We start from the raw sequence: 12,291 nt of genomic DNA on the forward strand, positions 1-12,291 counted from the left end.
ATTTTCGGAAGTTGGGATTTTTCAGAAGTTTGATTTTTAGGAAGTTCAGATTTTCAGAAGTTTGATTTTTAGGAAGTTCAGATTTTCAGAAGTTTGATTTTTAGGAAGTTCAGATTTTCAGAAGTTTGATTTTGGGAAGTTCAGATTTTCAGAAGTTTGATTTTGGAAAAGTTCGGTTTTTGGGAAGTTGGGATTTTTGCAAGGTGCAGTTTTTCAGAAGTTCGGTTTTTGGGAGGTTCGATTTTTTGAAGGTGCAGTTTTTGGGAAGTTGGGATTTTCAGAAGTTCAGTTTTTAGGAAGTTGGGATTTTTCGGAAAGTTTGATTTTCAGAAGTTCGGTTTTTGGGAAGTTGTAATTTTTCAGAAGTTCAGATTTTCGGAAGTTGTAATTTTTCAGAAGTTCAGATTTTCGGAAGTTGGGATTTTTCAGAAGTTTGATTTTTAGGAAGTTCAGATTTTGGGAAGTTGGGATTTTTCAGAAGTTTGATTTTTAGGAAGTTCAGATTTTCAGAAGTTTGATTTTGGAAAAGTTCGGTTTTTGGGAAGTTGGGATTTTTGAGAAGTTGCGATTTTGAGAAGTTGCGATTTTTCGGAAGTTCATATTTTCAGAAGTTCGGTTTTTGGGAAGTTGGGATTTTTGAGAAGTTGCAATTTTGAGAAGTTGGGATTTTTGAGAAGTTGCGATTTTTTGAGAAATTCGATTTTTGGGAAGTTTGTAATTTCAGAAGTTCAGAATTTCATCAGTTTTTTATTAAATCACCCCTTACCCATTATCAATTATCAATTGTCAATTATCAATTGTTGAATCTAGTTCTGGTAACTTTGGTATTGGTTTAGCTATTGTTGGTGCAACTAAAGGTTATCGGGTGATGATTGTTATTAATGCAAAAACACCTGTAACTATGCGCCGAATGCTTACTGCTTATGGTGCAGAACTCGTTGAAGTTCCTTTAAATGCTGCCGATGCTCAAGGTTCAATGCAGGTAGCGAGAATGACAAAATCTCAGGAATTAGCCGCAAATATACCTGGCGATTGGTATCCATGTCAACATAAAAATCCTCTTAATACTGATGCTCATGAACTTTGGACAGCGCGGGAAATTGTTGACGCTTTCGGGGGTGCGCCTGATGCTATAGTTATAGGTGTGAGTACAGCCGGTCAATTAGGGGGTATTAGTCGCTACTTTAAAACATATTATCCCCAAACCAGAATTATTGGTGTTGATGTGGCTGGATCGGCTATTTTTGGTACTCCCAGACACCCCTATAAGATGACAGGACTGGGTTTATCCTTCGTTCCCCCCAATTTTGACCCCCAGGTGTTAGACGCTGCTTATAGCGTCAATGATGCTGTGGCTTTTTCTGTCTGTCATGCTTTGGCTCAATATGAGGGTATGCTTTTAGGTGCTTCTACTGGTGCTATTGTTGCCACAGCTTTAGCTGATACTCAAAGATTTAACAAGCCTCAAACTATGTTGTTACTAAATCCTGATCGGGGCGATCGCTATCTAGAAACAGTTTACAATACCGATTGGTTAGCTGGACAAAATATTCACATTTTGCAAAGTGACGATCTGGTAACAGCTATTTCTCAGCTTTATCCTGTACCTTTGGATCTTGTTAAATCGCAGGTTAGTTTTAAAAGTTAAATATTTTTTCTCACGCAAAGACGCAAAGACGCAAAGAGTAAGAAATGAAGTTAGAAGAATATACATCTAAAAATATAAGTTTAGGGAGTTTATGGCGGGAATTTTTGCCTTTATCCCTGAGTGATGTGACTATGGCCTGTGGTGATCCGATGATGACTACTACTTTAGCTTATCTTCCTGATGCTCAGGTGAATATAGCGGCTGTAGGTGCAGCTAAGTCTTTGGCAATATTTTTTGAAAGTCCTATTATTATGATCCTTCACGCTGCTAATGCTTTGGCTGGATCACAAAAATCTAGGGCAGCATTATGGCGTTTTACTTTGTTTGCTGGTGTAGGACTTAGTTTTTTATTAGGTTTGTTGGGAATACCTATCATATTTAATTCTGTTGGTGCGAGTTTGTTGGGTATTCCTTTGGCAATGTTGGCTACAGTCAGTCAAGTATTATTAATAGCTTGTGGTTGGCCGTTTGCGATCGCATGGCGGCGTTATTTCCAAGGTTTATTAATTTACCACGGTAAACCCCGTGCGTTAGCTATAGCTAGTATTTTCAGGCTTTTAACATTGGCTTTAGTTCTGGTAAGTGGGTTTTTAATACAACTATCTGGGGGTGTTTTAGCAGGAATAGCTCTCATTAGTGGGGTGATAGTTGAAGCTGTAGCTGTAACATTTTTTGCTTATCGCAGTGGAGCAACCATACCCCCAGAAACAGAAACCAAACCTGGTTTACCCCAAAACTTAGCCCAGGTATGGAAATTTTATTTCCCCCTAGCAAATACAATGATGGTAGTTTGGGGAGGGAGAGCGATATTAATTAGTATTCTTGCTCGCGCTCAAGATGCTACAATTGCTATTGCTGCTTGGTCTGCTGCGTGGGGTTTGGTATTAGTAATTGCTAATTCTACCCGCATGGTACAACAAATGGTAATTAAATATCGCCATCAAGTGAGCGATCGCCAACTTTTGACTTTTGCTATTAGCGTAGGTGCAGTTTGTTCGACATTATTATTATTGATGAGTGTAACACCCATAGGCGATCGCATAGTTCAAAGTTTTATCGGTAATGATCTTACCCTTGCAAATAGCATCAAACCTGTACTTTTAATATGTGCCATTGTGCCATTATTTGTAGCTTTGCAAAATGCCACACAAGGTTTTTTAGTAAGTGAAAATCGTACAGGTCATGTTAATCTATCCACATGGTTAGCAACAGGAACTTTATTAATAATTGCCAGTTTAGCTATTAATAAAGGAATGAAGGGAGCAATAGCCGCAGCTATAGCTATGATCACATCAATGATAGTAGAAATTACTTGTTTACTGTGGAAACGAGTGGTAAAGACAGCGTAAAAGTAGAACCATGATCAACCTGACTTTCTACTTCTAATTTACCTTTATGAGTTTGGGTAATGGCCAAAGCAATAGCTAAACCCAAACCCGAACCCCCAGTATTTCGAGAACGATCAGCCACGATAAAACCTAAATCTTTTTCATCTTCAACTAATATTAATCGCATAGAAACTAAAAATTAAAAATTAAAAATCCTCAAAACCAAAAGAATATAAAAATAAACATAGCCTCCCGAAAAACTCTCTGTAAAACTCTTACCTTTGTGTCCTTTGCGTCCTTTGCGGTTCAATCATATCAAGCCTAGCATAATTTTTATTGTCATGGTAAATACTTTTGTACAACAGTCCAACCAGTCAAAGAAACCCAAGCAAAACCAAAGAAAAGAATCATATTCAAAGTAATATGTAAAGGTCTAGCCCAAAATTGACCTGTACTAATTTGAGTTGCACTAAAAGCAGAAATTAAAACCAAAATTACCACAGATAAACCAGCGAATAAATGTAAAGAATGACCCAAAGAACCAAAATGTCCTAAAGTCCCCATAATACCAATAAATAACAATAATAATACCAAACTTACCATAGTGAAGCCAATAAAAAAATGAAAGTTTTTGACTATATTATTCACCTTTGGTAAAACCACACCAATGGGAGAACGTCCAGTATTTCTAACTTGCCATAACCAAAAACCAGACATTGCTAAAATAACATAAGCTAGAATCGCTAAACCCATAGACCAAGCTGCTATTTTCCACAACCATAAAAAAGAAGGTAAGTTCATAGTAAAAAATTAAAAGTCAAAAAACAGGGAACAGGAAGATATGGAGATGGGGGAGAAATTTTTATGAGATTGGAGTTGACACAAACAATCCAAAATCCAAAATAAATAAATCCTGCCTCCTCAATATAAAATACCACAGATTGATGAGGAAGTGTACACTCGGTGCATTTGTGAACGGCTGAATGCTTACGGTAAAATTCTTAACTTATTCCCAATTCCCAATTCCCAATTCCCAATTCCCTATTCCCTATTCTCCAATAAAATAAAAAAGGCTGCTGAGTTCAGCAACCCTCAAATTTAATAAACGTGCTTTTTTTTAATCAAAGGATATTAATCCAGGGATTTTTAAAACTTTTGACATTAACTAACCTTCCCATCTGTCACACTCCCAGATTCAGTAAAAACTCATGTTGTGACTGATAGGTTTTCATGGAGGCTGTGATATTTTGTAAAGGTTTTGTGGTATCTTCAATTTTTGTATTCATTTCCGACACCATCGCATTGGTGTTTGCAGCTTCTATTCCTGGGGCTGAGTCTTGATCACCCTCATCACTACCAGGTTCATTCAGTGCTAGGCGATCGCACGGTATTGTATCCGACAAAATCGCACTCGCCATCATTCCTGTATGAATCTCCATTTGCGCTTTTTTCGGCGCTTCAAAAACTAGCCTTTGTCCAGGAAACACCACCCTTTCAAAGTACCAGTTAGCAACATTGGAAATACGCGCCACCTGTATTTTACTTGTAGCATTGACGTAGCAGCAGAGAATTTTCCCCGATTGCTCCGGTGGTAGAGAATCTAATATTTGAGCCATAACTGCTGAGGAGCTTTTACGCCACAATTTTACATTACACAACCAAAACTAACATCGGATGATCCCCATTTGCTGTAACTGCGACTACCAACTGAAATTTTCTGCATCATTTCTATCTAAAGTCATGTTTTTTTGGAAAAAAATTGGCAAATATATCTTAATTTTTGCATTATTATACATTTTCAACTAAATTTCTTTAGTTTTGCTGTTCCCCCTCTGTGAACTTAACAACCCTGAAAGCTTGTCAGACAAGGCTACTAACCCCTGGCTTGCTGAGAAGTTGGTTTTTCAATTTTATCGATCTACTGATTTACATCTGCTAATTTGCAGGCGACAATCATCACTGAATTATTGACGCTCCCCGCCTTAGGGGATTCTTGTTTCAATGAGCAACCTTACCCAAACTTGTTACCAAATCTGGGTAGAGATCAATGTTATGGTAAAGATATATGAAATTTTCTTCATAAACTTTATCTATTGCTAACCATCAATGATTCTGATGCCCAGCAATCTTACCTTTTCTCACTCTTCCTGAAAGTAAATTTGCCAATATCAAAAACTGGCTCAAATGTCAAGCAAAATATTGGTAAATTAAGATTAACACCACAAACCCACAGGTTCAGACCAGATATTTCTCTAGTTTTCCCCTACAAATTGGCAAGATGGCAGTTGAAACAACCATGATGGAAAATCGAATCCTTTACGTTCGCCTTCCTTGTAACCCCATCTTTCCCATTGGGGTTGTTTACCTGAGTGATCACGTCCACAAACTATTCCCTAACATCGAACAAAAAATATTTGATTTAGGAACAGTACCACCCCTGGACTACAGCAGCGCCCTAGATCGCTGTATTGACGAATTTAAACCCACACTCCTAGTCTTTTCTTGGCGAGATATTCAAATCTATGCACCAGTAGGAGGTAGAGGTGGCAACCCCCTACAAAACGCCTTTGAATTTTACTATGCCAAAAACCCATTCATTAAATTACGGGGTGCATTAGGCGGGTTGCGGATCTTCATCGCCTACTATGTAGAACTATGGCGCAACTTGGGATTAATCAAACGCGGTTTAAAACGCGCCCAAAGATATCATAACCAAGCCCGTGCAGTTGTTGGTGGTGGTGCAGTCAGCGTATTTTATGAACAGTTAGGAAAAAGCCTACCTTCAGGAACAATAATTTCCGTAGGTGAAGGGGAAACCCTACTTACAAAATACCTCAGTGGCCAAGAATTTCGGGATGAACGTTGTTATGTAGTGGGAGAAAACCAACCCCGTCAACGCCTGATCCATGAACAACCCACACCCCTAGAAAAAACCGCTTGTAACTACGACTACATAGAAACCATCTGGCCAGAAATTAACTACTACCTGCAAGATAAAGATTTCTATATTGGTGTACAAACCAAGCGCGGTTGTCCCCATAACTGCTGTTATTGTGTGTACACAGTAGTTGAAGGTAAGCAGGTACGCATTAATCCCGCCGATGAAGTTGTAGCCGAGATCCGCCAACTATATAATCGCGGTGTCCGTAACTTCTGGTTTACCGATGCTCAATTTATCCCCGCCCGCAGATATATTGATGATGCAATAGAGCTATTGCAAAAAATAGTTGATTCTGGCATGACAGATATTAACTGGGCGGCCTATATTAGAGCAGACAACTTAACACCAGAACTGTGTGAGTTGATGGCCAAAACCGGGATGAATTATTTTGAAATCGGCATTACTAGCGGTTCTCAAGAACTGGTACGGAAAATGCGGATGGGTTACAACCTGCGGACTGTACTGCAAAACTGCCGTGACTTGAAAGCAGCAGGTTTTAATGATATGGTTTCCGTCAATTACTCATTTAACGTCATTGATGAGCGTCCCGAAACCATCCGCCAAACTATAGCCTATCATCGAGAACTAGAACGGATTTTTGGCGCGGATAAAGTTGAACCTGCTATTTTCTTCATTGGACTGCAACCCCATACCCACCTGGAAGAATATGCTTTTAAAGAAGGTATCCTCAAACCAGGGTATAATCCTATGAGTTTGATGCCCTGGACTGCCAAAAAACTACTTTGGAATCCAGAACCATTAGGATCATTTTTCGGAGAAGTCTGTTTACAAGCTTGGCGACAAAACCCCAACGACTTCGGTAGGGAAGTAATGAAAATCTTAGAAGCAAGATTAGGTTGCGCTGAGTTGGAAACAGCACTGACAGCCCCAATTGTGGAAAAAACTGAGAAACAATTGGCTAGTGTAAACTGAGTGTGTATGAGGTGACAGGTGACAGGTGACAGGTGACAGGTGACAGTAAGAAGGCAAGAGGCAAAAGGCAAGAGTTTATTCTTACCAACTACCAGTCACCAATCCCCAGTCACCAATCCCCAATCCCCAATCACCAATCACCAATCACCAAAATTCCATGTTACAAGGTTCAATTCTCCAACAATTAGAAACAGCCTATCGTCATAGCAATAGACCTATTCGCTTTGGCGTGTATTATAAAAATACCTTAGTGGCTTTATGTCATGCTTTAGAAGACCATATTTTAAGTAAAGAAGATCAACCAATAGTAATTACCTGCTTTCAAAGAGGCAAATGGTATCTGCAAGAAGCCCAAAGATATGCAGATATTGCCAAGTGCAGCCGGGAAATTGCAATTATGGCTACCAGTGATGCCGGTTTTGCTGAACATCCCACCAGTCAACTAGCAAATGTAGATTTAGTACCACTACAAACATCTGATCCAGTATCCCAAGAATGGCACTTGATGATTCTGTCTCCACAATACACATCAATGGTAATTTGTCAAGAATTATCAGATGAAGATTATGGAGTTACAGGACTACCGGGGTCAGATTTAGAGCGCAAATTCTATGGAATGTGGACATTTGAGCCGGATGTAGTTCTGAAAGCCGCCGAGATAGCGATCGCCCACATCGAAAAATACAACCCAGAACTAGCCCAAAAACTGACCCAGCATAAACAAGCAATCAAGGCAGAAATAGCTTCACCAGAGGAGATTGGGAAAGTCGTTTCCCTGGTCATTGACTACCTAAAAAGTGGTGAAAATACTTTATCCTATCCTACAGCCACACGCCAAAACACTTTGAGTTCCAACTTGGTTTCTAACGAAGTCCAGGCATTTTTGCGGATGGCACAATTAATAGACATAGCAGATATTCAAAATCCCATGGCCGCCGCCGAAGTAGCTGCGATCGCCGAAATCATGGGACAATTACTAGAACTACCCGCATGGCAAATTAAAAGATTACGTCTAGCTGGGTTACTACATCGAATCGATCCACTGCAACAAACCGAAAGCATCCTCACATCCCCCAAAAAGCCCACAGAACAAGTAGCAGGACCAATTTGTCCCCTAGTTCCAGGAGCGCAGGTATTACGGACAATGCCCCAACTCAGAGCGATCGCCCAAATTATTACCCATCAAACCGAATGGTGGAATGGCACAGGAGAACCAGCAGGTTTAACAGGTGAAGAAATTCCTTTAGAATCAAGAATATTAGCAATAGCAGCAGACTTTCAATGGCGAGTCAGTCAGCAAAAATACTCAGATCAAAGTGGACAAAATATCTTTGCTAATGCCCTAGAACAATGTCGACACCAACAATCTACCCGTTTTGACCCTAAACTCATAGATACCCTATCTTTGTTAGTTATGGGTTTACAACAGGGACTGGACTTACCCATCATGTCACCCAAATTTAGTAGTAGTATGTGGTTGATTGATTCTCGCTGGAACAGTCAAGAATTAAAAATTAAAAATTAAAAATTAAAAATTAAAAATTAAAAATTCACCCATGAACATAGAAGCGATTAAATTAGGAAAAATTACACAACTCCCAGGATCAGACTTAGAAGACGAGGATTTATCTCAACTTGATTTAAGCCGCATTAACTTAGCCGGTTCCACCCTCGTTGGTACTAACTTTACAGGTTCTAAACTCGAAGGCGCACATTTTGAAGGTGCAAATTTAATGGGTGCAAGCTTGCTAGAAACTGATTTGCGGGCTAACTTAATGGGAGCTAACTTAATGCAAGCAGACTTAACCAGCGCCGATCTGCGAGGCAGCAACTTGCGTGGTGCTAACTTAATGGGTGCTACACTTAATGATGCTTCTTTAGCCGGTGCTTTTTTAAGTGGTGCTAATTTGATGAGTGTAAACTTACAAGGTGTTGACTTACGTAGTGCTGACTTACGTGGTGCAAACCTCACAGGAGCAAATCTCAAAGGTGCAGATTTGAGTCGCGCTGATTTGCAAGGGGCAACATTAAGTCAAGCCAATCTGGAAGAAGCCGATTTACGGGGAGCTAACTTAGCAGGGGCAAATTTAACCGGAGCAAATTTACTTTGTGCAGAATTAGAAGCTGCAAATTTAATCGGTGTCAATCTAGTTCAGGCTTGTTTGGTGGGTACAATCCTGGAAATTCTTCCTGAATAATTTTATTTGCCAAGGAATTTAATTTCAGGTAAACTTCAACTCTAACTCACCAATGACTAGTCAAAAAAGATATTTTCTTATATATTATGAATGATTCATTTAGTCGCCTTCAAGAATGGCTCACAGTATTTGCCTATTTAGGATTTACTTTATTTATTATTTGGCGAATTTTTACGGCACAAAATAAATAATAAATCAGTCCCTAGTTTCCTAATTACGGGATAAACTACCTGAAATATAAACTCAACACATTGATACTAAGGAACATAACAATGGCGCTGATTGATGGTCTTGCTGATGATAATAAAAGACAGACACTTTTAGTTGATTTGACAAATTTATTAGATACTCAAGTTGCTGCTACAAGTGGTATTTCTGGGATGGCGATCAAAACTGGATATGCAGTTATTAAAGGAATTAGTCCAGGATACTGTGCTGGTGCAATTGAGCGTCTTTTACCAGAATCTTTCGCTGCACTAGAACCTATCTGGGAAGAAGGTTTAAATACAGGTGATGCTGTCGGATATCTTAGTCAAAATCGTTCTCGTACAGCAGATTTATTGCTGAGTATTACTGATATTCGGATTCAGAAAAGCAGTAACTCTACTATCAAAGGTGTTTATAATAAACTCCGCAGTTCAGTCAAAAAAAATGTGGAAGACGCTGTACCTAGTTTAGCTCAAGTCATTGATAAATACACTAAAAACTAAGCTACAACTATTGTGGGGTAGGCATACTTCGACATAGTTCGACTCCGCACTTCGACTTACTTCGACTGCGCTCAGTACAAGTCTTGCCCCCCACATTTATTAAGAAAATACGCTATCATTTATTAAAAAAACTACAAATCATTTCCCCAGGACTATTATCTTTGAATAGCGTCACATTTCCATCTTTATTTACCTTAAATTTACCCCGACAGTTATAAACTTCCATTGGTGTTTTTTTACCATTAATACTTACAGATGCTCGATATTCCCAATATTTTTTAGCACTGCGTTTAATACTCAAAATACAAATTTCTTGCCCTTGATAATTCCTACATACTGTTGCTAAAGCTGGAGATGTAAAAGGAAAAGAACAAGCAAAAATGAAAACCAGCAGCATCACAAAATATTTAATCATTATTAAATTATCAACTATCAATTATCAACTATCAATTCCTCTTCATCCACAAAGCTAGTCCACCCATAAATAATACCCCCATTATTCCCTGTAAAGGATTATTATTTACACCTGTCACCCAGTCAGGAACAACTCCCGAATATTTTGTTAATTCTCCCACGTTAATAATATAATAACCCCAAACCAAACCACCATGTAAACCAATCGGTAAACCTAAACGCCCTCTTTTACCAAGCTTTCCCCATACTTGCGTTAACCCTAATAATACTAAAGCCGGAAATTGTGGTAAAGTATAAATGATTGCTGCTAACGGTTTAATAAAATGGGCAACGGCAAATAAAATGGCATTTATCCAAGCTGCTAAATTTAAATTGTAATCTCGCTCTAACTCATCCCATAACCAACCACGAAATAATAATTCTTCCGCAAAACCAACACCGAAACCAACCAGTAAACCTTCTAAAATTATTTTGACTAAAAACACTTTTGGTTGTTGCCACAATAACCAACCCAACCAACCCTGTAAACTAAATACTATTAAAATACTAATTAATCCTATACTTAAACCCTGCACAAAATCTATGCCATTTAGGTGGGAAAATTCTAACCCATAATGTTTTAATATCTGAGGTTGTTGATAAACTTTCTTACCCCATAACTTCAGTAGAAAAATAAACTCTGCATAAAGTAGTACCATTGTCAAGATACTTTCTAAATTAGTATCTTCAACCAGTAAATATATTGGTACTGCAAAAGGCAACCATAAAACCAATAAACACAAGATAAAACAACCCACCCTAACAGGGGCGGGACTTTGGGAAATTTGAGATAGATTAATTTTTTTCATGAATTAGTCAAATATCATTAGTCAACAATATACTACTAATTAACTAATGACCAGTGACTAATAACTAATGACCAATAACTATTCATCTGGTTCAATGGTACTGCTCAAACCATGATTTTTTAAAGTTTCACAATAAAATTCAGCGTGTTCTAAAGCACAGGTGATTACTAAAGCTAATCCGTTGTTGTGAGCTTCCATCATGATACTAACAGCTTGGGGCTGGGTAATACTCGGCACTGTGGTCATTAGCACTTGAACTACATACTCCATAGAGTTGAAGTCATCGTTATGGAGTAGAACGCGATACCGAGGCGCGAGCTTGCGAGTTGTGGAAGGCTTTTGAATAGTTTCTACTGACACTGCTCTTTGCTCTTTGATCGTGAATTTACTACAATATTATTTTTGTTAAACATCATGCTTAACAGTTGTTTATTTACATTATAACATTTTTGTTTTGATTCCAGCTAGAAAAATTCTCACTGTGTGGTTATAACTGGTAATTAGAATTAAAAAATTCCAATTATAATCATAATACTACAGCAATATTACTTTTAAAATGAAGAAAAATACTACAAAGTTTTTGCCTCATCTTCTGCTGCTATGGATATTAGCCCCAACTTTCAACCAGGACAAATAGTGTCTTTAGATTATGGCAACAGAAACCTTTATGCTGAAGTCATTCAAGTTGTGACTGATCGTGATGTATGCTGGGTGCGTCCTTTACTACTGGCTAACTTCACCCACGAACTACCCCTGATAACTGATCTGCGAGATGCGTCTGACTTGTTATGGCCTGTCAAATTATTTCGGACTGCTTTAGATACAGAAGTGATTAGTCTACTGAGTCAACTTTTACCAAAAGAACCAAAAGCTGACACAGATACGGTTGCCCAACAGCAACTAAATCAGTTTATCCACCAGCTTTGGCAAGCGTGCCAAGATGCTCAAGAATTGTGAATTTATTCAGAAAAACTAACAGTTACTAGCCCCAGCGTGGAACTAACTGCACTCGTCCAGCGTCCATCTCTGCCATTAACAATTCTAGAGCTTCGTAGTCCACGTCAGATATATAACCTAATTGAGTCAGTTCTGAGTTAATTTCATTTTCGATTTCTGGCGTTAATTTTTTGATGTGCAACGCTTTCTCTACCAGTTGACGAATGGCATATTGTGTGTTCATAAAAAATCACTCACCTTTAATTGTTACCCATTATCCAAGATTGGTATCGGTATAAAAAGTGATCTAGCTATCTATAAATTAGTGATCTAGA

General features: G+C 38.5%; 13 protein-coding genes and 2 pseudogenes. 8 read left to right on the forward strand and 7 right to left on the reverse strand.

Annotated elements, in window-relative coordinates:
- Nucleotides 1–793: 793 nt before the first annotated feature.
- Both H6F47_RS18180 and H6F47_RS18185 read left to right on the forward strand, forming a co-directional pair.
- A pseudogene (locus H6F47_RS18180) lies at nucleotides 794–1,648 on the forward strand (cysteine synthase family protein); the annotation flags it as partial.
- Nucleotides 1,649–1,692: 44 nt separating this feature from the next.
- Entirely contained in the window at nucleotides 1,693–2,997 is a 1,305-nt protein-coding gene (locus tag H6F47_RS18185) for a hypothetical protein (protein WP_137669423.1), read from the forward strand.
- Here the strand turns inward: H6F47_RS18185 and H6F47_RS18190 are convergent.
- From H6F47_RS18190 to H6F47_RS18200, 3 genes and pseudogenes are all read right to left on the reverse strand, one after another.
- A pseudogene (locus H6F47_RS18190) lies at nucleotides 2,957–3,115 on the reverse strand (ATP-binding protein); the annotation flags it as partial. The gene H6F47_RS18185 and the pseudogene H6F47_RS18190 overlap by 41 nt on opposite strands.
- Nucleotides 3,116–3,315: 200 nt before the next feature.
- The gene (locus H6F47_RS18195) at nucleotides 3,316–3,777 is read right to left on the reverse strand and encodes a DUF4079 domain-containing protein (RefSeq protein ID WP_190650373.1); all 462 of its coding nucleotides are present in this window, start codon (nucleotides 3,775–3,777) and stop codon (nucleotides 3,316–3,318) included.
- Between the two features lie 380 nt (nucleotides 3,778–4,157).
- A complete protein-coding gene (locus tag H6F47_RS18200) occupies nucleotides 4,158–4,592 on the reverse strand; it encodes a DUF1830 domain-containing protein (protein WP_096570130.1) in 435 nt (144 codons plus the stop codon).
- 662 nt (nucleotides 4,593–5,254) lie between these two features.
- Between H6F47_RS18200 and H6F47_RS18205 the strand changes: the two genes are divergently transcribed.
- The 5 genes from H6F47_RS18205 (at nucleotide 5,255) to H6F47_RS18225 (ending at nucleotide 9,758) form a co-directional block, all read left to right on the forward strand.
- A complete protein-coding gene (locus H6F47_RS18205; RefSeq protein WP_190348492.1) occupies nucleotides 5,255–6,850 on the forward strand; it encodes a photosystem II high light acclimation radical SAM protein in 1,596 nt (531 codons plus the stop codon).
- 39 nt (nucleotides 6,851–6,889) lie between these two features.
- Nucleotides 6,890–7,057 (forward strand): hypothetical protein, encoded by a 168-nt coding sequence (locus tag H6F47_RS18210; RefSeq protein WP_190348491.1) that lies wholly within the window; start codon nucleotides 6,890–6,892, stop codon nucleotides 7,055–7,057.
- On the forward strand, nucleotides 7,008–8,375 hold the full coding sequence (locus H6F47_RS18215) for a DICT sensory domain-containing protein (RefSeq protein ID WP_137667404.1): 1,368 nt from the start codon (nucleotides 7,008–7,010) through the stop codon (nucleotides 8,373–8,375). The genes H6F47_RS18210 and H6F47_RS18215 overlap by 50 nt, the downstream gene beginning before the upstream one ends.
- 31 nt (nucleotides 8,376–8,406) lie before the next feature.
- Nucleotides 8,407–9,048, forward strand: a complete 642-nt coding sequence (locus H6F47_RS18220; RefSeq protein WP_190650375.1) for a pentapeptide repeat-containing protein — start codon at nucleotides 8,407–8,409, stop codon at nucleotides 9,046–9,048.
- A 272-nt stretch (nucleotides 9,049–9,320) separates the two neighbouring features.
- Entirely contained in the window at nucleotides 9,321–9,758 is a 438-nt protein-coding gene (locus H6F47_RS18225) for a hypothetical protein (RefSeq protein ID WP_096570138.1), read from the forward strand.
- Nucleotides 9,759–9,873: 115 nt separating this feature from the next.
- Here H6F47_RS18225 and H6F47_RS18230 read toward each other — a convergent pair whose 3' ends face one another.
- From H6F47_RS18230 to clpS, 3 genes are all read right to left on the reverse strand, one after another.
- Entirely contained in the window at nucleotides 9,874–10,173 is a 300-nt protein-coding gene (locus H6F47_RS18230) for a hypothetical protein (protein ID WP_137667406.1), read from the reverse strand.
- Nucleotides 10,174–10,204: 31 nt separating this feature from the next.
- Nucleotides 10,205–11,020 (reverse strand): type II CAAX endopeptidase family protein, encoded by an 816-nt coding sequence (locus H6F47_RS18235; RefSeq protein ID WP_137667407.1) that lies wholly within the window; start codon nucleotides 11,018–11,020, stop codon nucleotides 10,205–10,207.
- A gap of 78 nt (nucleotides 11,021–11,098) precedes the next feature.
- The gene (gene clpS, locus H6F47_RS18240; protein ID WP_096570144.1) at nucleotides 11,099–11,380 is read right to left on the reverse strand and encodes an ATP-dependent Clp protease adapter ClpS; all 282 of its coding nucleotides are present in this window, start codon (nucleotides 11,378–11,380) and stop codon (nucleotides 11,099–11,101) included.
- A gap of 240 nt (nucleotides 11,381–11,620) precedes the next feature.
- Here clpS and H6F47_RS18245 point away from each other — a divergent pair, with 240 nt between their 5' ends.
- Entirely contained in the window at nucleotides 11,621–11,977 is a 357-nt protein-coding gene (locus H6F47_RS18245; RefSeq protein WP_096570146.1) for a hypothetical protein, read from the forward strand.
- Between the two features lie 25 nt (nucleotides 11,978–12,002).
- On the opposite strand, the gene H6F47_RS18250 is transcribed toward H6F47_RS18245, so the two are convergent.
- Nucleotides 12,003–12,200, reverse strand: coding sequence for a hypothetical protein (locus H6F47_RS18250; protein ID WP_096570148.1), 198 nt, complete (start codon nucleotides 12,198–12,200; stop codon nucleotides 12,003–12,005).
- Between the last annotated feature and the right edge of the window lie 91 nt (nucleotides 12,201–12,291).

Source organism: Sphaerospermopsis sp. FACHB-1094, from assembly GCF_014696195.1.
GTDB lineage: Bacteria > Cyanobacteriota > Cyanobacteriia > Cyanobacteriales > Nostocaceae > Sphaerospermopsis > Sphaerospermopsis kisseleviana.